20 protein-coding genes, 1 tRNA gene and 1 pseudogene are annotated in these 22,724 nt (G+C 32.7%); 12 read left to right on the top strand and 10 right to left on the bottom strand.

From position 1 onward, the window contains the following. The first annotated feature begins 58 nt into the window (after window positions 1-58). The 4 genes from nusA to ubiA are packed head-to-tail and all read left to right on the top strand — an operon-like array spanning window position 59 to window position 5,192. Entirely contained in the window at window positions 59-1,612 is a 1,554-nt protein-coding gene (gene nusA, locus ABWU28_RS02240; RefSeq protein WP_010407241.1) for a transcription termination factor NusA, read from the top strand. A 7-nt stretch (window positions 1,613-1,619) separates the two neighbouring features. Beyond that, window positions 1,620-3,941, top strand: coding sequence for a translation initiation factor IF-2 (infB, locus tag ABWU28_RS02245; RefSeq protein WP_052264741.1), 2,322 nt, complete (start codon window positions 1,620-1,622; stop codon window positions 3,939-3,941). Between the two features lie 9 nt (window positions 3,942-3,950). After that, window positions 3,951-4,301: a ribosome-binding factor A gene (locus ABWU28_RS02250; protein ID WP_006015187.1), complete on the top strand. Its 351-nt coding sequence runs from the start codon at window positions 3,951-3,953 to the stop codon at window positions 4,299-4,301. 3 nt (window positions 4,302-4,304) lie between these two features. Next, window positions 4,305-5,192 (top strand): 4-hydroxybenzoate octaprenyltransferase, encoded by an 888-nt coding sequence (gene ubiA, locus ABWU28_RS02255; protein ID WP_007302787.1) that lies wholly within the window; start codon window positions 4,305-4,307, stop codon window positions 5,190-5,192. 486 nt (window positions 5,193-5,678) lie between these two features. Here the strand turns inward: ubiA and ABWU28_RS02260 are convergent, their stop codons facing one another. Further along, entirely contained in the window at window positions 5,679-6,092 is a 414-nt protein-coding gene (locus tag ABWU28_RS02260) for a hypothetical protein (RefSeq protein WP_353275708.1), read from the bottom strand. Window positions 6,093-6,557: 465 nt separating this feature from the next. On the opposite strand from ABWU28_RS02260, the gene ABWU28_RS02265 reads away from it, so the two are divergent. Next, window positions 6,558-7,502, top strand: coding sequence for an IS110 family transposase (locus ABWU28_RS02265; protein ID WP_353274924.1), 945 nt, complete (start codon window positions 6,558-6,560; stop codon window positions 7,500-7,502). Between the two features lie 702 nt (window positions 7,503-8,204). On the opposite strand, the gene ABWU28_RS02270 is transcribed toward ABWU28_RS02265, so the two are convergent. Continuing rightward, window positions 8,205-9,134, bottom strand: coding sequence for an AEC family transporter (locus ABWU28_RS02270; RefSeq protein WP_353275520.1), 930 nt, complete (start codon window positions 9,132-9,134; stop codon window positions 8,205-8,207). Between the two features lie 253 nt (window positions 9,135-9,387). Then, window positions 9,388-9,945 carry a GNAT family N-acetyltransferase gene (locus tag ABWU28_RS02275; protein WP_007302829.1) on the bottom strand — a complete coding sequence of 186 codons (558 nt, stop codon included), beginning with the start codon at window positions 9,943-9,945 and terminating at the stop codon, window positions 9,388-9,390. A gap of 131 nt (window positions 9,946-10,076) precedes the next feature. Between ABWU28_RS02275 and ABWU28_RS02280 the strand changes: the two genes are divergently transcribed. Continuing rightward, complete coding sequence (locus ABWU28_RS02280) at window positions 10,077-10,775, top strand: MFS transporter (protein WP_353275710.1); 699 nt, start codon at window positions 10,077-10,079, stop codon at window positions 10,773-10,775. Window positions 10,776-11,562: 787 nt separating this feature from the next. Here ABWU28_RS02280 and ABWU28_RS02285 read toward each other — a convergent pair. Beyond that, window positions 11,563-12,391: pseudogene (locus ABWU28_RS02285) on the bottom strand (Mur ligase domain-containing protein); the annotation flags it as partial. A 26-nt stretch (window positions 12,392-12,417) separates the two neighbouring features. On the opposite strand from ABWU28_RS02285, the gene ABWU28_RS02290 reads away from it, so the two are divergent. Then, a complete protein-coding gene (locus tag ABWU28_RS02290; RefSeq protein ID WP_012481726.1) occupies window positions 12,418-13,086 on the top strand; it encodes a septal ring lytic transglycosylase RlpA family protein in 669 nt (222 codons plus the stop codon). 224 nt (window positions 13,087-13,310) lie between these two features. Here the strand turns inward: ABWU28_RS02290 and ABWU28_RS02295 are convergent, their stop codons facing one another. Further along, complete coding sequence (locus ABWU28_RS02295; RefSeq protein ID WP_052264692.1) at window positions 13,311-13,946, bottom strand: hypothetical protein; 636 nt, start codon at window positions 13,944-13,946, stop codon at window positions 13,311-13,313. Between the two features lie 161 nt (window positions 13,947-14,107). Here ABWU28_RS02295 and ubiH point away from each other — a divergent pair, with 161 nt between their 5' ends. Beyond that, the gene (gene ubiH, locus ABWU28_RS02300; RefSeq protein ID WP_007302833.1) at window positions 14,108-15,265 is read left to right on the top strand and encodes a 2-octaprenyl-6-methoxyphenyl hydroxylase; all 1,158 of its coding nucleotides are present in this window, start codon (window positions 14,108-14,110) and stop codon (window positions 15,263-15,265) included. 250 nt (window positions 15,266-15,515) lie between these two features. Further along, window positions 15,516-16,418, top strand: a complete 903-nt coding sequence (locus ABWU28_RS02305) for an IS5 family transposase (protein ID WP_264376814.1) — start codon at window positions 15,516-15,518, stop codon at window positions 16,416-16,418. A 159-nt stretch (window positions 16,419-16,577) separates the two neighbouring features. On the opposite strand, the gene ABWU28_RS02310 is transcribed toward ABWU28_RS02305, so the two are convergent. After that, the gene (locus ABWU28_RS02310; RefSeq protein ID WP_264376815.1) at window positions 16,578-17,516 is read right to left on the bottom strand and encodes a gamma-glutamyl-gamma-aminobutyrate hydrolase family protein; all 939 of its coding nucleotides are present in this window, start codon (window positions 17,514-17,516) and stop codon (window positions 16,578-16,580) included. Window positions 17,517-17,586: 70 nt separating this feature from the next. Then, a tRNA-Phe gene (locus tag ABWU28_RS02315) sits at window positions 17,587-17,659 on the bottom strand. Between the two features lie 74 nt (window positions 17,660-17,733). Here ABWU28_RS02315 and coaD point away from each other — a divergent pair. Then, a complete protein-coding gene (gene coaD / locus ABWU28_RS02320; protein WP_007302835.1) occupies window positions 17,734-18,240 on the top strand; it encodes a pantetheine-phosphate adenylyltransferase in 507 nt (168 codons plus the stop codon). Between the two features lie 71 nt (window positions 18,241-18,311). Continuing rightward, window positions 18,312-18,521: a zinc-finger domain-containing protein gene (locus ABWU28_RS02325; RefSeq protein WP_007302836.1), complete on the top strand. Its 210-nt coding sequence runs from the start codon at window positions 18,312-18,314 to the stop codon at window positions 18,519-18,521. 15 nt (window positions 18,522-18,536) lie between these two features. Here the strand turns inward: ABWU28_RS02325 and ABWU28_RS02330 are convergent, their stop codons facing one another. From ABWU28_RS02330 to ABWU28_RS02340, 3 genes are all read right to left on the bottom strand, one after another. Continuing rightward, on the bottom strand, window positions 18,537-19,163 hold the full coding sequence (locus ABWU28_RS02330; RefSeq protein WP_143689098.1) for a phosphatidate cytidylyltransferase: 627 nt from the start codon (window positions 19,161-19,163) through the stop codon (window positions 18,537-18,539). After that, window positions 19,153-19,848 (bottom strand): polyprenyl diphosphate synthase, encoded by a 696-nt coding sequence (gene uppS, locus ABWU28_RS02335; protein WP_007302838.1) that lies wholly within the window; start codon window positions 19,846-19,848, stop codon window positions 19,153-19,155. Before uppS ends, ABWU28_RS02330 begins: the two co-directional genes overlap by 11 nt. Window positions 19,849-20,124: 276 nt before the next feature. Beyond that, complete coding sequence (locus tag ABWU28_RS02340) at window positions 20,125-21,342, bottom strand: hypothetical protein (RefSeq protein WP_007302839.1); 1,218 nt, start codon at window positions 21,340-21,342, stop codon at window positions 20,125-20,127. 143 nt (window positions 21,343-21,485) lie between these two features. Between ABWU28_RS02340 and odhB the strand changes: the two genes are divergently transcribed. Beyond that, window positions 21,486-22,658 carry a 2-oxoglutarate dehydrogenase complex dihydrolipoyllysine-residue succinyltransferase gene (gene odhB / locus ABWU28_RS02345; protein WP_007302840.1) on the top strand — a complete coding sequence of 391 codons (1,173 nt, stop codon included), beginning with the start codon at window positions 21,486-21,488 and terminating at the stop codon, window positions 22,656-22,658. Window positions 22,659-22,724 lie beyond the last annotated feature (66 nt).

Consider the following 22,724-nt stretch of genomic DNA (forward strand, 5'->3'; position numbering starts at 1 on the left):
ATAGCGTTCTTTACCTGTTGAAGCTATAATTATAACTAATTAAATTGGATTTATTTATATGATTGCTAATCGTAAAAGCAGTGTTAAGCAGAAAAGCAACAAGAATAACATAGTTGGAAGCCTTGATGTAATAAAAACAGCGGGAGAGCTCTCACTTCAAAAAGGTTTGGATTTTAATATTATAATAAATGCACTTAAAAGTGCTATCGAAGCAGTAGCTCAACAAAAGTATGGTAGCAAAAGTAAAATTGTAGTTAATATAGATAGAAACACAGGCAAAGTTACCTCATATAGACAACTAAAAGTCATTAATGATGAATCAAATGAAAATGAGTGTGACTTAATTAAGTTGACACAAGCTAAGTTAATAAAAGAAGATGCAAAAGTTGGAGATACTATTAGTGAGTTGATTTCTCTTAACACTGATCTTGTTTCAGCAAGAATTGCCCAGCAAAAGATTTCTGAAATAATCAAAAATGAAGAGTTAAAAAAGCAATATGAGGAATTTAAAGATAAGGTAGGAGAAATGAGGTATGGCATCGTTAAACAAGTAGAATATTCAGATCTTATTATAGACATAAACGGAATTGGAGCATACCTCCCTTTACGAAACTTAATTGGTGGTGAGTCATTTCGTGAAGGCGATAAGGTTAAAGCTTACATACAGGCTGTTAAGCGCTCTGACGATGGACGTCAAATCATTCTTTCTAGGACTCATGAAGGCTTTTTAGAGGCATTGTTGAATCAAGAAGTACCAGAAGTTGCTGACGGATTGATAACAATTAAAGGTATAGCTAGAGACGCTGGTTCAAGATCTAAAGTTGCTGTTTTTTCATCTGATAAGAATATCGATCCAGTAGGTGCTTGCGTTGGAGTTAAAGGAGATAGAATAAAAACTATTATACACGAATTAAACGGTGAAAAAATCGACGTCATACATTACTCATCAGATTTGGGTCAATTTGTTATTAAAGCTATTACTCCTGCAGAAGTATCAAAGGTCATTATTGACGAAAATGAAAATTGTATAGAGTTAATAGTTGCTGAAGATCAATTGAGTTTAGCTATAGGAAAAAAGGGTCAGAATGTAAGATTAGCTTCAGAGCTTGTTGGATGGAAAATTGAGATATTAAGCACTCAGCAAGAATCAGAAAGAAGAAACAAAGAATTTAGTCAATGTTCAGTTTTATTTGCTGAAGCTTTAAACTTAGAAGAGATTATGGGCCAATTATTGGTAACAGAAGGTTTTTCAAGTGTAGAAGATATATCTAACACTTCAATTAAGGAACTTGCTTCAATAGAGGGCTTCAATGAAGATATTGCAAATGAACTTCATAATAGAGCAAATAATTACCTGAAAGCAGAGAATGATAGAAAAATAGAAGAGCTAAAAAATTTAGGTATGGAAGACGATGTAATCAACTTAGCCTTATCAATAGATAATAAAATTGCTCTTAGTAAACATAATATTAAAACTTTAGAGGACATAGCAGATTTATCAAATTATGAGTTTTGTAGCATACTCTCTTCCTCAACTAATAATAAAGACAATCTAAAAGATACAGCAGATTTAATAATCATAGAAGCACGTAAAAAGCTTGGATTAATATAAAAACAATATGAATAATGAAGATATCAGTAATAAAAAATTAACCCTACAAGGCTTAAGCAAGCTTAAATTAGACATTAATTTAAACTCTTTAGATAGTCAAAGTACTGGTACTACAATAGTAAAAAAAAGAAGAAAAATTCATTCTGCAGAAGAATATAGTTTATTTGACGAGAGTAAATTAGGCTCTTTAACTGAAAAAGAACAAATTTCCCGCATTAATGCTGTACAGAATGCTACTTTGCTGAAAGAAAGGAATCAGAGAGAACAAGAAGAGAAAATAAAAAAAGAAGAAAGCAATCAAGAAGCTGAAGATAAAAATGAATCACACTCTGTACCTAAAGAAATAAATAAGGAAGTTTTAAGTAATACTAACTCAGTTGAACAAAAAGAAGATAGTATTGAATATGAGAACAATGATAAAAAGTCTTTTAAAGCTAGCAAAGATATATACTCTAAGCATTCTAAGCTAGTAATTACACAGGCAATAGATGAAAGAAATGAATACCTCCCTGTATTTAAGCAAAAATTTGGTATAAGAAGTAAACAATCAAAGTTTACTAAGGGTAAAAATATATCAAGAGAAGTTATTATACCAGACAAAATAACTATCAGGGAGTTATCTATTCGTATGGCAGAAGATAGCAAGAATGTGCTAAAAATGCTCAAAGAAGAAGTTGGGGAGAGCTATAGAGTAGATGATCTAGTAGATCCAGATATAGCATGCGAAATAGCAAAAAAATTTAATCATACGGCTAAACGAGTAAGTGATGCTGATAAAGAAAAGAATTTACTCTTCATAAGCAACAGAGAAAACTTACCTAAAAGACCAAAACCACCTATCGTTACTTTTATGGGACATGTGGATCATGGTAAAACATCATTGCTTGATGCATTTCGTGAATCCAATGTTGCAGAAAGAGAGTCAGGTGGCATCACTCAACATATAGGTGCTTATCAATTAACGACAAAAAATAAGCAAAAAATTACTTTCATTGATACACCAGGGCATGAGGCGTTTACTGCAATGCGTGCACGTGGTGCCAATATTACTAATATAGTTGTGATAGTAGTTGCAGCTGATGATGGAATCATGAAACAAACAGTTGAAGCAATAAACCATGCAAAAGCAGCAAATGTCTCTATTATAGTTGCCATTAATAAAATTGATAAATCACAACCTGGCGATGTAGAAAGAATAATTAATAGTTTGCCTCAGTATGACCTCATCCCCGAAGAACTTGGTGGTGATGTTATAATTGTGCCAGTATCAGCAAAAAAGAAAATCAACTTAGATAAACTAGAAGAGGCAATTTTATTAATTGCTGAATTAATGACGCTAGAAGGAATAGAGGATTGTCGAGCACTTGGATGGGTAATAGAGTCCAAAATAGATAAAGCTAAAGGAATATCAGCTACATTAATAGTTGAAGAAGGAACATTAAAGATTGGTGACATATTGATAGTTGGTACAACATACAGCAAAGTACGCAGTATGGTTAATCACCTTGGTCAAAGAGAAAAAGCGTCACTACCTTCTACTCCAGTTGAAGTTACTGGTTTAAATGGTGTACCAAATGCTGGAGATAAATTTGTTGTTGTAAACTCTGAAAGGCAGGCTCGTGAAATTGTTGAATACAGGTTAGAATTAATCAAGAAAAAGCAAGAAGATTTAGACGACAGTAATTTAGATATATTCAGTCGTAATGATAGTGAAACAGAAGAACTATCTGTAGTTTTAAAGTGCGATGTCACTGGTTCTATTGAAGCAATATCAAGCTCAATTGATAAGCTTGGTAAAGATCAAGTGAAATTAAATATTCTACACAAAGCAGTAGGAGGAGTAACAGATTCAGATGTGCTGCTTGCAGAAGCATCAAGCGCAGTAATTTTAGCTTTTAATGTAAAAGTGGATTCAAAAATCAGAGAATTAGCAAAACAAAAAGGTATAGAAATACATACTTACAATATAATATATGAGCTTATTGAAGACATGAGGATGTATCTAACTAAAATGTTAAAGCCTGTTACACGAGAGGTTCGTGTTGGTTCTGCATCTGTAAGGCAAATATTTAATTCATCCAAAGCCGGTAATATCATCGGATGTTATGTCACTGATGGAGTTATAAAAAAAGATTCTCTAATTAAGGTAGTACGTGGCAGCAAATTGGTGCATGAAGGAAAGTTAAAAGCACTACGTAGATTTAAAGATGACGTTAAAGAAGTGGGTGTAAATTTTGAATGCGGAATATCGCTAGAGGGTAATATCGATATTAAAGTTGGAGACATTTTGGAAGCTTATCAATTAGTGCAAGAAGAAAGGACGTTATAGTAGTTGAATATGAAAAAGGAAATTAGAAACCTAAAAGTAGCATCGGTATTACATAGGGCAATATCAAAAGTCTTAATGGAAGGTAATGTTCTTAATGAAAAAGTAGTAGTATCTGATGTAAAGCTAAGCAAAGATTTGAAGAAAGCAGATGTATATATTGTGTTATCTTCATTAAACATCCAAAATGATAATGATGATATCAGCACTGTTGTTAATGAAATGAACCAATCTGCATGGTCAATACGTAAATCTATATTGTGTTATGTTGATTTGCGATTTATACCTGAGTTAGTTTTTAAGCCTGATTTAGCATTCGATAATTTTGTCAATGTAAGCAAAATATTACATAATCACACTTAATTAATGTATTTCAACCATTATTTCTCATTAATGAGAATACACAGTTTAACAGGTTTGTGGCTTGTGCTATTTTCTAGCTTAAGCGGCATTCTTTTAGCCTCAACTTCTCTATCGTATCAGGCTCTTTTTCTCCTTGTTTTGTTTACTATAGGTGCATTTTTAATGAGACCCGCAGGGTGCATAATCAATGATATCTTCGATAGAGAAATAGATGCGCACGTTGAACGAACAAAATATAGGCCACTTGCAAGTGGTGCATTAAACATAAAGCAGGCTTTGGCTTTACTTTCACTGTTACTGTCTATTGCCCTGGTAATCTTATTATTAACCAATAAAACTACTCTTATACTTGGAATAATTTCAATGTGCATGATAGTTATCTACCCCTTGCTAAAGCGTTACGTTTGGTGGCCACAATTGTTTTTAGGGTTTACTTTCAACATGGGATCACTCATGGGTTCAGCAGCAATAACAAACCAGATTAGCATAGAATCCTTGCTATTTTATATAGGATGCGTCTTTTGGACGCTTAGTTATGATACTATATACGCTCATCAAGATAAAAAAGATGATGAGAAATTAGGAATGAAATCTACTGCATTATATTTTGGCAATACAACAAAATCTTGGTTGAAAAGATTTTATTTAATATCCTTAATGGCATGGTTGTACGCTGGTATACTATCATCATTAAATAACATCTTTTATATTGCTTTACTTGCCATAGGATTCATATTTCACCACCAACACAAAAATTTCAATCCAGACGATTCTAATCAATGCATGTCCATATTTAAAAATAATTCCCAGATAGGACTCCTGCTCTTTTTCGGTATCCTTTTAGATAGAATTCTAAATTCTACTTTTGTATCCGTTCAGATGCATGGCTAATGTGTAAATATCGAAGCAAAAATGGTGTCATTCCAGTGTCAAGTACTGGGATGACAGGGGATGACACCATTTATTTCTATGGCTGTCTTTTCTATCTTATTTTGTCACCCTGCTGAACGGATTCTACTTTTTAGAACATATCTTGAAAGGAAATCAGGAAGATAATATGATAGGATCAGTAAAAAATATATACCAGGTGATGTAAGTGACAAAGAATGGAAATTTCTTGAGCCAAGAGTTGCACAAGGTGTGGCCAAGAAAGCACAAAATAAGAACAATTATTAATGTTATACAATACATAATGAAAGGTATTTGCCAGTAGAGCAAAAGATTTTCCTCTATGGAAGACAGTGTATGATTATTTTTTTAGGTGGCGTAATAGTCACACATTGGTTGAATGCATACAAAACAAAGGCTAGTGTGCCCATTGATGTTATAAGATCAAATTACCAACCTTTTACTAGATGAAATCAAAAAGCTAAGGAATTAAGCCTTACCTTGATTTATTAAACCTCTATCCTGAATTAAATGACCTTGAACAGAAGTATTACTTAAATAACTTTGAGGCTCTAAGTTTATTTGCTGTTCTTCAACTTCTAATGTACTATCTCTATTGTGTAATATCTGCTCTATTGATTGATTTACTATTAAATCTAGTTCCTTATTAAATACAACCATAAATTTGTTAAACTTCTTTGGACTTAACTTACCTGTTTCTCTATCGTGGCATGCTTGCTCTACATATGAGTTTAAAAATCCTGAAATCTCATTAAACTTACCACCCGTGATTTTTGCAGTAACCTCTTTCTGCATTTCTACACAATCAATATTTAACCGATGCATTGATACCCCACTTTTTAATGCAGCTTGTTCTACTACTTTCTCAAATTCCTCTATAATATTTAATGCATAGCCCTGTGCATATAGACTGAACTACTGTGGAAATATACTTCTGACCTGTGATTTTCCTTATAAATACATCTAATAAAAGAAGTACACCGTTGTTATCAATACCTTGAACTGTAATAGCTTTAGAAGGTTCCATACTTATAGCTGCCTTAAAAGGAGAAGAAATAAACTGAAAAACACCTTTAACAGTATCTACTGTAGTGTAAGCAAAAATATTGATCCATGAAGATTGTAAGTTAAAAATGTGATATAAAAGAGATAAGAGGGAAAGATAACCCTACTCACTATAGGAATAGGGCTATCACGGGCGTGTGCGACCGAATGAAAGTTGGTATTACAACCGTAGCCATCAAGGTAAACTAGCCCCATCTCTCGATACGTTTGAATAGTTGCATGGGACATATGTATGCACCCGTTTACAATCTTAAATTAATTAAACTATCGAGGTTATTTATTATGATTACATCTTATCAAAATTTCATTGGCATTGATATCGGAAAATTTAAAAATGTTGCTGCAGCTTATAACCAAAGGAGCGCTATCAAGTTTGACAATGATGCTACTGGTTGGCAACAGTTGTTTCAAAAATTTTCAGATATCCTACCTAATTCTCTAGTAACTTTAGAAAACACTGGAAAATATGAGCTTGGCTTAGCACATTTTCTTGTTGATAAGAATGTTGCTGTACATCGAGCTAATACTCGTAAAGTAAAAAGTTTTATCATATCACATGGAACTTTAGCAAAGACAGATCAATCAGATGCAAGAGCCCTTGCTCAATATGGTTTTGAACGCTATAGTGCTCTATCTCTATTTGTGCGTATGTCAAAAGAACAAACCGCCTTAGTTGCACTCTGTCAACGTCGTGATGACATTACGCAAATGAGAACTCAAGAGAAATGTAGGCTTGCAGCACCTGAAAACGACTATATAAAGGAAAGTTGCCAAAAAACAATAGACTTTTTTACCAGTCAGATAAATGAGTTCAACGATGCCATACAAAGAATTATTGATAAAAATCCAGAGTTACAAAAGCGTCAAAAAATCTTGAGAACAGTGCCAGGAATAGGTCTCAAGTTATCACAAGTTTTTGTGTGTCTAATGCCAGAACTTGGCCACCTAAACAAAAAAGAAGTTGCAAGTCTTGCTGGAGTTGCTCCACATCCAAAAGAAAGCGGTAAAACTATTGGTTATCGAAGGATAACAGGTGGTAGAAGCAATGTTCGTGCAAAGCTTTTCACAGCTGCTATGGCTGCTGCAAGATCTAAATCTGCACTTGGTGCTTTTTATTCTGATCTTATTGGTAGAGGTAAAAAGAAGATGGTAGCTATAACAGCTCTAATGCGAAAAATCATAGTAATTGCCAATGCAAGACTTAAAGAAGCAATTAATATGAAATAAAAAAAATCTGTATAGAAAATAGGTTAACGAATATGTGCGTCTACACACATTTAAAGCACATATTCGTTAACCATAAAATCTAAGCAGTGCTTGCTGTTTGATATAAATTTCTTTCTGTATAAACTAGGGTTTTTGTTGCCAAAATACATTTTTCAATTGAATAAAAATACAAAATTATCAACAAATGAGACTAAATTCAAAAAATTTTAAAAAACATAGTTGATGGAATAATATTAATGAGTGCGCTAAGGGGTAGTAGTTTTTCAAATATTAAAGAATTTAATTTACTTTATGACAACGTCTGCAACGAAGGCATAGCAGCATTACGTGAATCATAGAACAACAATATGCTTCCAAATCTTATTAAGTTTAGTTTTCCCTTTAGTATTACTAATGATAACAAAGATATGGAAATGTCAAACGAATACCTATTCGGTTAATAGCATCATATAGAAAAAGGCAAGTTACATTTATTTGTTGCTGCTCATAGAACATCCAAATTCAACTATAGACCTGCTAAAAGGTGTAGGAAATCTTACTGCTATTGACATTATTGCGAAAATTCCATCAATTGATAACTTCCTATTCTGTGTAAAAAAATAAGAAAGGAGAGGAAAAAAAGGATTAGTTTCTTTTATGATTATCCAAGAAGTCTAGTCTAAATTCAAGTTTTGTGAATAGGCCTAGCGCTTAAATTTTTGATTAAAAAGGGACAAGTTTAGTAAAAAATAATGATATTATAAGTGGAACATAAAATAGTCCCACTGCAGTACTAATTAGGAGCAATAAAGTAGCTTTATCTGGTTGGTAATTTAAAATATTAGCAAGTATTATACTGGATCCAGAAATTGGAATAATAGCCAGTAACATCAGTGCTTTATAGATGCTTTCATCATATATACCTGTAACATGCTTGTCTAGTAAGACAATTCCCAAAACAAATAACGGCCAGAATATGTACTTTGCTACAATAGTGGTCAAAGCAAGCTTCCAATCTACTTTAAAATTTGTAATTTGTGCAATACTTATTCCAAGCAGCACCATTCCTAATGTGATAAATGTACTTCTGATATTTATCATAACATCCGTCAAAAAAGTGGGTATTTGTATATCATATATACTTAAAAAGAAGCCTAGAATCATCGCATATAATGAAGGAAGTTTGAGTAACTTTAATATGCATTCTTTTGCAGTATAGATACCATTTGCAGCTATATAAAATCCCAAGCTATTTTCAAATAGTGCCATTCCTATGTAACAGACAACATACACAGACACTGAATCTTCATCAAATAAAGCCATGGCAATCGGTAGACCAAAATAACCCATGCTTGTGCTGCCCGAGCTAAACGCTAATATGTTTCTCGTGTTGTCCTTAAATAAAAAAGAAGAAAGATAATACACTGATAAGGACATAGTACTACCTATAAACCATATCAAAATCGGCAGAGAAATTACTTTTAAATTAACTTCTGTATGAGATACTCCGTATAAAATCACTATTGGATTAGCTATATAAAAGAGTATTTGAGATATAGTATTTCTATCAATTTTAAGATATCTTCCTGCTAAGTAACCAATAAGTATTGTAATGTAAATAGATAATATTTTGAGGAAAAGAGTGAAGAACATACTAGCCTATTGTGATATCTTTGCTGATAAAGTGATATTAGATTTTAAGGTATTGTAAAAGCAAGTAAAATTTATTTTCCAATTAATCAAGTTCATAGTTAGTTAAAAAAGATTCACTGAGTGCCAAAATTTGTTCTTATATAGGACTTAATAATGATATTTTTATGACTAAATTATGTTAAGTTTGTATAAAGCTCCTTGTATATTTTTATAAGCCACTTTTAGTAATTTAGGTAGATTGTTGAAAAAACACTCATCTTGAATGGTTCTCAGGAATTCTTGCCTTAATCATTAAAATCGCACTATTACTTTCCATAATTTTTTTAAAGCCAACTTTTTCGTAAACACGGATTGCACAAACATTTGCTATACCTGGGTCGACAAAGGCATTCTCATAAACTTTAAAGACAAATTTGTTTAAAAATATATTCAAAGCTTGTGAACCAACTCCTTTACCTACATAATTCAGCTCTCCGATATACCAGTCTATAGCAGCACAACTTTCTGGAAGTTCTAAAGTGTTATAGATCTGTTTAGGTGGGAAATCATGTTTGTTGTAATATTGAATATAACCAATATCAACTCCATCACAATTAATAATGAATGCGTGCATTGGTTTTTCAATAATTTGTGTCTTAAATTTCAAACGTTTGAATCCTTTAACGTAGTTGCTATATTTTTTCTCAATTAATTCTGGTGTCCAATTTATATCCGTATCCCACCACTTCTTTATATGGGGCATTTCTACCCATTTTAATAATAGTGAAAAATGTTCTTCTTTCAACGCTTTAAATGTGATATTTTTATTCATTAATTAAAGATTTTAAGTGTTACTACCGTTTTTATTAATTCTATCTCTAACTTGCTAAGTTCATTGAAATTGATATTTCTGTACCTAGTTTTCCTGATATAGTACTCTATTTTAACGTACCGGAAAGCACAATTCAATTAACTATTGCTTATAATTTTTTAGGCGTTTGCATAGGAGGGTTATTTTTTGGTCCATTGTCTGAATGCTATGGCAGAAGAAGGATGATGATCATAGGCAACACTTTGCTACTCATCGGTGCTGTTGGCTGTGTTTTTGCGCTGTCAGTTTCTTGGCTTTTAATCTCTCGCTTTATTCAAGGCATTGGTGTTAGCACATCTGTAGTTGTGTTTGCAATTATTGCAGACAGCTATAAAGGCAACGAAGCAGTAAAATTTATTGGAATCATGAATTCTATTATCACAGTTCTCATAGCAATTGCACCAGTATTAGGCAGTTTCATCAACAAAATTGTTGGGTGGCGTGGTAACTATGCAAGTGTTGCAATACTTTGTTTCATCTCTTGGGTTTTGCTGCTTTTTCTGTTACCAGAAACAAAAAAGGACCGTGATATTTTTAGTCTAAAAAAAATGATGAAAGACTATAAAAAATTATTATCAAGTTCAAAATTTATGGTGTTGTCTTTGGCACAGAGCCTTTTTTCTGCGGCTTATATGTCATTCATTACTTGTGGCCCTTTTTTGTATATGGAAACTTTTGGTTTATCCAGCACTATTTATGCGCTACATCAAGGTGCAATGGTTGGGTCTTTCTCACTAATTAGCCTGTTTTCCAGTAAGATCTTAAAGAAACTTGGAGCAATTTGTGTGTAATTTCCGGTACAGGCGTAATTGCTATTGGATCCCTATCACTTTTAATATTCAGTATAATCATGCCCAGTGCTTACTACTTAGTAACGCTGTCTATGGTTATTTTTTGTATTGGCTGTGGAATTTGTCAAGCAGTCATTTTCAATGCATCATTAAATATTTTCCCTGAAATGAAAGGCACAACTTCTTCTGCAATTTCATTTATTAGAGCTTCTATCATGGCTATTTTTATCGGCTTAACAAGCTACGTTTACGATGGTCAAGCAACCAGTGTAGCTATTCTTGTTTTTTTTGCAGTAGTTCTAATTTACTGTCTATTTATTGTTTTCAAGGTCTGGAAAAATCTATAATCACCATATAGATCCTTCTCATTTCTAGTTATTGCGGTAATATGTATTGTCACTTTGCTGGCTGCTCTAGATGTATCTCTTCCAAATCACCTAATCTATATTAGTTAAAGAGTATTATCTTGCTCATGCGTCTAAAGTTTGAGAGCCAATTTTCAGCAATCCAATCAAATTCCAATTTTTTTCAAACAACTGTTTCTTGCTATTTTTGTACCTTAAAAAATTTAGCTTACTTTTACGCTAGCTTGTTCAAATAGCATTAGTACGATTTACTTTTTTTGAATGTAGAGATTTTCTAGGGATTGTCCTCTTAAATTCTATAGTATCTTGTTTAACATTGAAACGAGAATCCAGTTTCAAGCATTGAAGTGACGAATCAAGAGCTGCTTTTATTCCACCACTCTCAACTACTCGAGTAGTGGACAATGGAATACGATTACTTTCGTTTATACTAATCAGCACGTCAAATTCTATGCTATTATTGTGTTGTTTGATGTTGCTAGCTCTAATTTTACCATTTCCAAACCAAAACTTTATAGAATTACTCGCATCATGATTGATGTCTGCAGAATCAGGCAAAATAGCAAAATTCGCGTTGTTTACAAATCTAGAAAACGCATTTTTGATGTCGTTAAATGTACCGTAATGGTCTATATGGTCGTCATTAATACTTGTTACAACAGCAATATCTGCAGGAATTTTTAACATAGTTCCATCAGACTCATCAGCCTCAATTAAGAAAATGTCACTTTTGCCAAGTTTTGCATTACTCTGATAGGAATTTAATATTCCTCCAACAATTACAGTGGCGTCAGCACCAGAATGATCAAAAATGGAAGCAATCATAGCTGTCGTCGTCGTCTTGCCACTTGAACCTGAAACTGCTATCACATATTTACCTTTCATAATTTTAACCAGCATGTCTGACCTATGCAAAACGGTTTTATTGTTATTTCTTGCTGCAACTAGCTCCACATTATCAGGTTTTATTGCGGAAGAATGTACAACTATTTGAGCTTGTCTAATACTACTTGCATCGTGACCAATATAGACCTCTATACCTAATTTTTGTAACCTATCTATATTGTCGTTTGATCGCGTATCACTGCCTTGAACTTTATAACTGGAATTATGAAGAATTTCAGCAATTGCGCTCATTCCAATTCCACCTATACCGATTATATGTATTACTTCTTTTTTAGTGCTGTGCATATTTGGCAGTAGATGTTTACTTATTACTAAATTTATTATAGTATAATTTAAAATCCTCATGGTATCGAACCATTTCACTAAGTACAATGATAAAAAAACTAGCCTTTCTATGTCTAATATTCGTTTTGATGAGTAGTTGTAGTTTTAGCAATAGGTGTAATCACACCGCAGGTCATTATAAAATTGGCAATAGCTATACAATAAATGGTATCACCTACCACCCAAAATACTGTAGCTGTTATGAGGAAGTAGGAATAGCATCGTGGTATGGAATAGAAGATCATGGCACAATTACAGCTAACGGTGAAGTGTTTAATCGTCACTTGATTTCTGCAGCACATAAGACCTTGCCCCTACCCTGCTTTGTTCGTGTTACTAATTTAGAAAATGGAAGAAAGCTTGTTATAAGAGTTAATGATAGAGGGCCATTTGTTGAAGGTAGAATAATAGACTTGTCAGAAAAAGCAGCACAAGTTTTAGGACTTCATAAGTCTGGGCTTGCGAAGGTAAAAGTCGAGTACTTAAGAAAGAGGTCAGAACAATTGATACAAAATACTCCTCATTACAAAAGGCAATATGAAAAAGAAATGCAGAAACGTCACCCAAAACAAAACAATGCAGAAAGTAAGGGATATGTAGCATTTTTTGTAAACGCTCAGGTAGCTAAATCAGCTGCATCAAAGCTTCGTAATCAAGGAATAGAAAATGTTAGATTGCTTTTCAAGAATGATCAATATTGCGTAAAAGTAAGTTAAAACCTGCATTACAGATTGTGTAGCATGACAGAAACTATTTGACAAATGAGAATGTTCCAAAAGCATGTGCGTTAAATTGAGAAACTATCGTGAAATATAGCAATATTTAAGATTGGTATTTTATTTGTTACATTTCAGGTAGTGACAGCTACCTCAGATGTAGCTGTAAAAAATAATCTACCACTTAAGAAATTTCATTAAAAAAATAGCATAATCTTATTTCTCTAAAAAATACTATCTTCAACTTGAATATGTTGAAAAATATTTTGCGTATTATCCAAAAAGTCATCCTTTATAGCAGCTAGCTCGGATTGTTTTTGAGATAGATTATCTTCTATTGTTCTATTAAAACAATCAAGATCATTGCACTTTAGTTGAGAGCGCATGTCTCCATTTTCATATAAACCTCGTATAACGTCATAATATGCTCGAGTTTCATCAGTTTCTGGTTGTTGCTTTTCTTTGAGTATTGCCTTTAATTTTGAATCTATGTCTAATTCTCTTTTTATAGCTTCAGTAGAATTTTTATGATATTTTTCATAATCTTCAAAACTTTTTAATATTTTACCTTTGATTTCATTTTGTAACATCTTTAGCAAATCTTTAGCATGAGGTTTTTCAATTTTTTCCTTCCACTCATCATACGTATATTCTTGTCGACTACCATATTTTTTATCTTGACACTCACTTCCTATGTTAAACAGCTCTTTGTTACAGATTTTATCACCCTTATAAAAGTAATCGCTTATATTAATTTTATCGCTAGTTAAAGTTTGTCTAATTGCTGCTTTATTTTCTGCAAGTTCTTCTCTGTACTTGCTAATGCAATTTAGTAATTCTTTTTTGCAATCTGTAGTCATAATCTAGCTCCTTTAATAAAATTAGACCTAATTTAGTGTAAAATAATTAATATTTTATTACTATTTTGGTTATAACTAAGATAGTAATGAGAAGTTCAGTGTCTACAAAGTTCGTTTAAACTATTTTCAAAATGGGTATAATATAATTTTAGGTTAATAAAATGAATTACGATGTAATCATTTCAGGTAGTGGGCTAATTGGTCTTATTACTGCTATTGGCCTGAGTAATGACTCTGTATCTGTAGCCGTAATTGAGAAAAATAGTTTACCACGTGCAGTTGATGATAATCGAGCATTTGCCATTTCTCAAGGATCAAAAAAAATACTAGAAAAATTAGGGATTTGGCGGCTCTTAGAAGGCGAAACTGAACCAATACTTGATATATGCATATTAGATGGAGATAGTCCATTTACTGTGCATTATGACCATAAAATGGTTGGTGAAGAGCCAATGGGCTATGTAATCAAGAGCGCTATTATATGGAATGCAATCAATAAAAATTTTTTGCATAAACTCAATATATATTCTCCACGTTCCTATAAAACAATCTCTTGTGACGAAGGATACATGGAAGTTACTCTTGATAATGATCAAAAATTGATATCATCACTATTTATCTGTGCTGAAGGTAAAAACTCTAGGTTGCCAGAGTTGTTTTCTATACCAATGATAAAATTTGATTATAAACAAAATAGCATGGTATTTAATGTAAAACATGAATTACATCACCAAAACTTAGCTGTAGAGCGGTTTTTTCCTGGTGGTCCATTTGCAATTTTGCCAATGAAAGGTGGCTATACTTCTTCAATAGTTTGGACAGAAAAATGCGAAATTTCAAAAATGCTGATGAGCTTATCCGAAGAGGAATTTGTCATAGAACTCAAAAAAAGATTTGGTTCTTATTTGGGAGAAATTGAATTAGAGGGTGAAAGAAGATTCTATCCTTTGAGTTTTTCTTTTGCAAGAAAGCTGCATAAAAGCAGAATTTTGCTGATTGGCGATGCAGCACATTCAATCCACCCGGTTGCAGGTCAAGGACTTAACCTTGGAATGAGAGATGTAGAGAGTGTTATTAGACAAATAACTGCTGCAAAATCCTCTGGCATTGATGTTGGCAGTAATTATCTATTGAAGAAAATTTCATATGACAGATACTTTGATAATTTTACTATGGCACTTGCAACTGATGGACTAAATAGAATATTTTCCAACAGAATACTTTGCGCTCAAGTTCTGAGAAATCTTGGTTTAATGGTAGTTGAAAATTCAGATTTTCTTAAAAAAAGCTTCGTTCGACATGCTATGGGGTTTATATAAATCATTAGATTTCTTTCATCATAATCAGGTATCATTAGAGTAGTTGACACTGGAGCTCAAATTCCATAATGTCATGCCAGTGCCCAGACACTGGCATCCAGAAAAATTTATAAGCAAACTTGAGTTATGCTAAATTTGATGAAACGAAAAACTGGATGCCAGCAGGCTTTGTTGCACCACTCAAGGAAAGAACAGGCAGTTACTGATGGAATTTGTTATAAAATAGATATTTAGCCGACAAAGGAAAAATATGCCAATAAGAATGAAAGTCAGTAACTGCAATGAATATAACAAATTTCTTCAAGAAAGGGGAAATGTTTTTCATTATATCAACGATGCCATTGAAAATTGGTACGAAAATAGTCCAAAAGTAGCAGGTGGCAACAATGTCTACAGCGACAAAGTAGTGATTCTAATTCACATAATAACCTATCTATTCAGGATTGGTCTTAGGCAAACAGTGGGATTTATAGAGAAATATCTTGAGCAAATAGGGAAAATTTTGCAAATTATCAGCTATTCGCAGGCTTCAAGAAGGTTTAAAAAGCTTAATATCAAAATCAACGACTGCAGAGTTGATAAGAACGATATGGAAGATATTGAAATTGCTATAGATAGTACAGGTATCAGCATCTACAATAATATTCCAGGCCATAGTAAGGCAAATGGTACAGATAGAAAGTATCGCCGCTATGAGCAAACAAGAAAGCTACATGTAATGCTAGAGATAGGTAGTAAAAAAGTTATAGCTGCAAAATACAGTAGTGGAGTTTATTCCGACCACTATGGAGCCTGTGATCTTATTGAAAGAGTGGATACCAAGTATAACATAAGCACGATATATGCAGATAGGGCATATAATCGAAAGAAGTTATACAAACTGTGCGATGAGCTTGACATAAAGACAAGGATTCCTCCGCAAAATAATGCAGTAGAGCATCCAAAGTTGGATTATATGAATGAGAGAAATTCTACAATCAAGCTCATAAAGTCATATGATGAAGATGGTATGAAGAGGTGGAAAAAAGAGATAAATTATTGGAAGAGATCTTATATAGAAAGTTTTTTCTCGCGACTGAAGCAAACATTTTGGTTTAGTTTTAGAAACAAATCTGAGGTTAATCGTGAGAGAGCTCAAGTGTTATTTGCTTAACAAAATTACTGATATAGGCATGGCTAAATTTGAGATAGCTTCATTCCACGTTACCTATTATCCGAAGAGTGATGCAATAAAGCCATTCCAGTGTCACAAGCTGGAATAACAAGAAAAAGGGTACTGGCATGACATTAAATGATTTTCCTTATTTTAGCATTAAACGCGATGAAGAAAATCATTTATAATCGCTACAGCAACTAGTGTTGAAACCTGACGTACCTTTTGGCTTGACAAACGAGAGTTTTTATCTGATTTGACAACAAGGGCTTCTAGATGACTTTGAAAGTAAATATTACCATGCTTATCTTCGATAGCTTCTATTACCCCGTCATTGGCAAATGCTGCAATTTTATATCCAAGTAGCTCTAGCCTTCTTCTATTCTCTGTAGTATTACTTACTGTACCTGAATGAGCATTCGGAAAATAAGTTGAAAACCAGCCATTTTGATTAGGTAGTAAAAATCTAGCTACCACTTTTTCCAAACGACTACCTGGAACAATTTTTATCTGCTGAAGAGATATATTCTCTTTTTGTGGATAGGATGATGATTTTAAATGATTCTTCTCATCATTAACAACATTTGTTATTTCAATTTCTTTTGCATGCATAATGTCTTGTAAACCACCGCATATGGCAAGCAAATGAATTGTAGGATTGTCATCTACTGTTTTTACAATTGCTTCATTCACAAGCTGGCGGTAAGGGTTAAGAGCTGAATGAAAGTTATCTGAAATAAATATTCTGTTTATCTTTTGCTCTTTGATAAATTTTGCAACTTCAACTTTTATTCGATCTAGTATCAGCTTTTTTGCCAATATTTCATCTTGTTTTGCGAACTCTTCTTGGATTTCTTTTAGATTAATTATTTTGTCGTAGTCAATGAATATAGTTTTAACCCCAAAATTATTGAATATCTCATAGATATTTTGAGATTCATCTGTTTGCAATAAACCAACAATTATATTATAATTTACTGCATTCTCTGCTGTCAAAGCAGATGGTTCTTTGTTTACTTTTTCACTATAAGCGATATTACTTAATAGTAGAAATGTAATTAATAGTATATTAAATATTCTATTGTAACATTTATACATTATTTCCTAAATAATTATATTAATATTATAATATATTATAATATATTATAGAACATTAAGAAAAAGAATGTGGCCTGAGCAGGAATCGAACCAGCGACACAAGGATTTTCAGTCCTTTGCTCTACCAACTGAGCTATCAGGCCAACTACGTACTTTCATTTTTAGATAAAAAACGTTATCATGTCCATCAAAAGTTTTTGAAGTATAGAAACAAAGAATGAACATTAGTAACAAAATAGGAATTTATCCTGGTACATTTGACCCCATAACTTTTGGGCACCTTGACATAATAAAAAGAGCATGTAAGCTAGTCGATAAGTTGATAATTGGTGTTGCAGAGAATGTTAATAAACATACTAATTTTGACATAAGACTGCGCACAAGCATGGCTAAAAATGAAGTGAAAGGAGCAGGAATTGATGCAGATATTATATCCTTTAATGGGTTGCTAGTGAAGTTTGCCAAAGAGCAAAATGCTTCTGTTATTATTAGAGGACTGAGAGCAGTATCGGATTTTGATTACGAGTTTCAAATGAGTTGGGTAAATTATAAGCTCTTTCCTGAAATCGAAACTATATTTCTTCCTGCATCTGAGGATACTCAATTTATCTCATCAAGTTTTGTAAAGGAAATAGCGAGATTAGGAGGAGATGTTAGCAACTTTGTGTCAAAAAGTGTCCAAAGTGAATTGATTAATCTAAATAGGGTAGAAAATGGAGAATAAGTATTTGTTGTCTTTTTTATTTCCAAACGAGTATGTTAGATGTGTAAAATATTGTAAGCTAAAGGAGAGACATGTTAAAAGTGAGGGATAATAATGTAATAGTTTGCTGCCGTGGTGATGAGAATGATGATGGTTCTGGTCATCCAATAGTATACTTACACAAAGAAGGAGAAATGTATTGTCCTTATTGTAATAAGTCAATGGATGAAATAGTGAGTGCCGAAGAATTTCAATCTGTTGAGGTGAAAGTAATAAGCAAGAAGGAAAGAACCAAAGGTTAATAGTACTTCATTTTTTTAGCTTATGTAAATAGCAATAAAGGGGGCAGTAAAGATGAAACTGTCCATACGGTCAAGTACTCCTCCATGGCCAGGTATTATACCTCCACTATCTTTAACATTGTAAACTCTTTTTATGAGTGATTCAGTAAAGTCTCCAAGTTGGGCTAGAATAGCAATTGTAACGCCAATTATTGGGGAATAGAAAATTGGAAATAAACTCAAAAATATTGAGCCAAAAATTGTACACACTATTCCAGCTAAGACTGCACCAAAAAGTCCTAACCAAGTTTTCCCAGGGCTAATGATTGGACAAATTCTAGTTTTACCAAAATTTTTGCCGAAAAAATAGGCAGCAATATCGATGCTCCAAATAGTTAAGATAAGCCATACTAATGCATATTTTCCCTGTGGTAGATTATATAGGCATATTAGCGAGGCATTTGGTAGTGCGATTAATAGTAATGCGAAAATGTATAAGATTCTATTGCCCTGAGTTAGATTATACCATTCAAAAGAAGATAAAACTGCAATTGAAAAAATTAGTAGATAAAATGATAAATCACTGAAATATGTAGCAAAAGAAAATATGAGTAATATTACTATTGAGGACAATATTCTAACCATAAAGTTATTATCTACCATATTTTTTTTCTCTTTTTGTATAATCTTCTAGTGCTTTGGTCAAATCTTGACAAGAAAAATCGGGCCACAAAGTATCACAAAAATACAATTCAGCATAAGCTGCTTGCCATAATAAAAAATTGCTTAACCTTTTTTCGCCACCAGTGCGAATTAATAAATCCAATTTTGGCAAATCTTTAGTATACAGAAATTTTTCAAATTCCTCTTCCAATACGCAATCAATATTTCCTTTTATGACGTTGTTGATAGCATGTATAATTTCCTGCTTTGCTCCATAACTAACTGCAACAGTGAGTAATAGACCATCGTTCTTATGTGTCACTTCTTCTGCTTTTTTGATTTGATCGAATATTTTACTGGGCAATAGACTTAAATTGCCAATAAAATTTAACTTAATGTTACAATTGTAAATGAATTTCATTTTATCTTCATTAGTTAAAGTGTAGTAAAATAAATTAAATAGGTAGTCTGTTTCGTTTTCAGATCTGAGCCAATTTTCCATGGAAAATGCATACAAAGTTAAGTAAGGTATGGCCAGGACTGTGCAATGCTTAGCAATATCAAATGCAACCTCACTGCCTTTTCTATAGCCATCAATTTTTACCCTTCCTTGATTGTTTGCCCACCTACCATTACCATCCATAATAATTGCTAGATGTTTTGGCAGAGATTCTAGATTCAACATTTGAATTCAACCTGTTCTAATTAGCTTAATGTCTATATCTCTGTATGAAACGTTCACTATATCCACCTAAAACTATATTATTACTGAAAAATCATTGATAGTCTATATTACAAAAATTTTCTCAACCTCGGTGTCAGCTGCCAGTGATTTTACTAAGAAATATGGCAAAAATGGTCTAAATTGAGCGTGTTTTCTTAATTTGATGCGTATGGTTTATTTAACACCCTCTTAAATTTATAAAGCAAAACCTTGGATATAAACACTTTTTAAGCTATGTCATGATATGTAACTGACTTGCATTTTTTCTTTCCGTGTCCCACTTAAGACATTACTAGGCCCATTTTTATCTTCTAGTAGTTTTATAATATCGCTAAGACTAGAATGACTACACATGGATTTTAACTCTTCAAAAGGAGTAAAACCGATTCCATTAACAACTTTCTGATTTCCTAGTAATTCTATTGTATCTACGTAGTTAAGATTATCACGATAAAATATGAGTCGAAATTTTTTAATGTTAAAAGAAATGATATTCTCAACAACCTCCTGATTTTTTAGTAGTCTTACAATATCGCTAAAGAGAAACTTATCATTACAAAGTATGAATTTAAGTTTTTCATAATCAATAAAATTGATGTGCTCAACAACTTGTTGATTTTCTAGCAACCTTATAATCTTGTAACTGCTACTAGTATAATTGCTACTATTAAACTTATCGCTATTATGAATGAGTTCAAATTTTTCATAATCAATAAAACAGAGGTATTCAACAACTTTTTGATTTCCTAATAACTCCATAATATTTTCACCACTAAACTTATTACTCTTGAGTATAAGTTGAAGCTTTTTATCACCAATAGAGTTAATTCGATCAATAGAACTCTGATCTTTTAGTAATTCTGTAACATTTTGCTCACTAAGCTTACCATCACTCTCAACTATCATCCATTGAATAAGACGGATATTCCTAATATCATTTTGATTTTTTGGTGGTATTCCCACATCTGCATCGTTGCAAAACTGAACATCATCAACATGTTTTTCATTAATTCCTTTATTTCCTAGTGCTTCTTTAGCGAAGTTATTCGGATCATTTTTTTCATCTTCCTCGTAATCATAATATCCATAATTTTCTCCATTCTCCTCACTATCACTACTTTCGAATTCATTGTTGATATTGCAAATCTTTCCACCTTTTAGTATTTCTAGAATATTGTGCTCCGCAGGTGCATTATTTAGCATGGACCTAAACATTTCATCATCATAATCGTTGATGTGATTAACAATGCTCTCATCTAATAGTAATTCTTCAATACCTTTGTGACTAAACTTATTATGATACTTGCATAAGATTTTAAGCTTACTGTAATCCATTGAATTGATGCCATCAACAACTCTTTGATTTGATAGTAATTCTCTGTTATAAGTCTTACATATCAGTTGAAGTTTTTCGTTATATAAGTCTTCTGCATTGCCTGCCTTATCAAAATCCATAATCTTATTTCAATTTACTTAGTATTTTAATTTTGCATGTATTAGGAGGAAAGAATCAAGCATAAGGCCTAATGAATTTATTAGTTTATTTATGTTTCTTTTCATGTATAAATTTATAGAAAGTTTTATATAGAAGTTATTTTATGAGCAAAATTATAGAAATCAGAGCGCCAAAAACTCTTGGTGGTGAATCAGTTACGGAAGGTATAGTAAAAATAAAGAAAAATATCGGCGAAGCAGTAAAAGTAGATGACTTGATCTTTGAAATTGAAACTGATAAAACGGCGCTAGAACTAACTGCAGAAGCTTCAGGACAAATAACTGAATTTTTTGTGAAAGAAGATGATATAATTAGCCCTGATCAATTACTGGCAAAACTTGCTGCAGGAGAAGTAGAAGAAGAAGTGAAAAAAGAAGATAAAGGCGAAGGCCCTGATAAAAAAGATGCCCCTTCAGCTCGTAAAATTATGGAAGAAAATGCAATTAGTGCAGAAAATGTAAAAGGAACTGGCATGGGAGGTAGAATAACTAAAGCGGATGTGATAGACCATATGAGTAAAGCTGAACAACCTTCGGTAAAACAATATGAATCGCCAAAAAGTGTAGTAAGTGGAGAGAGAAGAGAAGAGCGAGTGAAAATGAGCAAAATAAGGCAAGTAATAGCTGCTCGTTTGAAAGCATCGCAAAATACTGCTGCAATACTGACCACGTTCAATGAAATTGACATGAAAAACGTCATGGATCTGAGGGCAAAGTATAAAGAAACTTTTGAAAAGAAATATGGAATAAAACTGGGTTTCATGTCGTTTTTTATAAAGGCAGCAGTGCAAGCACTAAAAGAAATTCGTGAGATTAACGCTGAGATTTCAGGTGATGAAATTGTATATAAAAATTACTATGACATAGGTGTTGCTGTTGGCACTGATAAAGGTCTTGTTGTACCAGTTATTCGTGATGCTGATCAAATGTCATTTGCTGAAATTGAACTAACTTTAGTTGCTCTTGGCAAAAAAGCACGAGAAGGTAAGCTGCAAGTATCGGAAATGGAAGGTGCAACATTTACTATCTCAAACGGTGGTGTATATGGTTCACTTCTTTCTACTCCGATAATAAACCCTCCGCAATCTGGAATACTTGGCATGCACTCAATACAAAATAGGCCAGTTGCTGTGAGTAGCTCAATTGAAATCAGACCTATGATGTACATTTCCCTCTCTTACGACCACAGAATAGTTGATGGCAAAGGAGCAGTTACTTTCCTTGTTAAAATCAAAAATTACATAGAAGATCCAAATAGATTGGTTTTGGAAATTTAAACAGATTAAAAAAAGACAAGTAAGTTTTTCTGAAGTTTTTAAGGTGGGTGTTACAGCTGTACAAAC

The organism is Wolbachia endosymbiont (group B) of Pilophorus perplexus (genome assembly GCF_964028155.1).
Lineage (GTDB): Bacteria > Pseudomonadota > Alphaproteobacteria > Rickettsiales > Anaplasmataceae > Wolbachia.

Coding starts and splice junctions, on each gene's coding strand:
- coaD (WP_007302835.1), top strand. CDS start 17,734: ATGAACATTAGTAACAAAATAGGAATTTATCCTGGTACATTTGACCCC.
- ABWU28_RS02265 (WP_353274924.1), top strand. CDS start 6,558: ATGATTACATCTTATCAAAATTTCATTGGCATTGATATCGGAAAATTT.
- ABWU28_RS02330 (WP_143689098.1), bottom strand. CDS start 19,163: ATGGTAGATAATAACTTTATGGTTAGAATATTGTCCTCAATAGTAATA.
- ubiA (WP_007302787.1), top strand. CDS start 4,305: ATGTATTTCAACCATTATTTCTCATTAATGAGAATACACAGTTTAACA.
- ABWU28_RS02270 (WP_353275520.1), bottom strand. CDS start 9,134: ATGTTCTTCACTCTTTTCCTCAAAATATTATCTATTTACATTACAATA.
- infB (WP_052264741.1), top strand. CDS start 1,620: ATGAATAATGAAGATATCAGTAATAAAAAATTAACCCTACAAGGCTTA.
- ABWU28_RS02290 (WP_012481726.1), top strand. CDS start 12,418: ATGATAAAAAAACTAGCCTTTCTATGTCTAATATTCGTTTTGATGAGT.
- ABWU28_RS02325 (WP_007302836.1), top strand. CDS start 18,312: ATGTTAAAAGTGAGGGATAATAATGTAATAGTTTGCTGCCGTGGTGAT.
- nusA (WP_010407241.1), top strand. CDS start 59: ATGATTGCTAATCGTAAAAGCAGTGTTAAGCAGAAAAGCAACAAGAAT.
- ABWU28_RS02275 (WP_007302829.1), bottom strand. CDS start 9,945: ATGAATAAAAATATCACATTTAAAGCGTTGAAAGAAGAACATTTTTCA.
- uppS (WP_007302838.1), bottom strand. CDS start 19,848: ATGTTGAATCTAGAATCTCTGCCAAAACATCTAGCAATTATTATGGAT.
- ABWU28_RS02250 (WP_006015187.1), top strand. CDS start 3,951: ATGAAAAAGGAAATTAGAAACCTAAAAGTAGCATCGGTATTACATAGG.
- odhB (WP_007302840.1), top strand. CDS start 21,486: ATGAGCAAAATTATAGAAATCAGAGCGCCAAAAACTCTTGGTGGTGAA.
- ubiH (WP_007302833.1), top strand. CDS start 14,108: ATGAATTACGATGTAATCATTTCAGGTAGTGGGCTAATTGGTCTTATT.
- ABWU28_RS02305 (WP_264376814.1), top strand. CDS start 15,516: ATGCCAATAAGAATGAAAGTCAGTAACTGCAATGAATATAACAAATTT.
- ABWU28_RS02295 (WP_052264692.1), bottom strand. CDS start 13,946: ATGACTACAGATTGCAAAAAAGAATTACTAAATTGCATTAGCAAGTAC.
- ABWU28_RS02340 (WP_007302839.1), bottom strand. CDS start 21,342: ATGGATTTTGATAAGGCAGGCAATGCAGAAGACTTATATAACGAAAAA.
- ABWU28_RS02310 (WP_264376815.1), bottom strand. CDS start 17,516: ATGTATAAATGTTACAATAGAATATTTAATATACTATTAATTACATTT.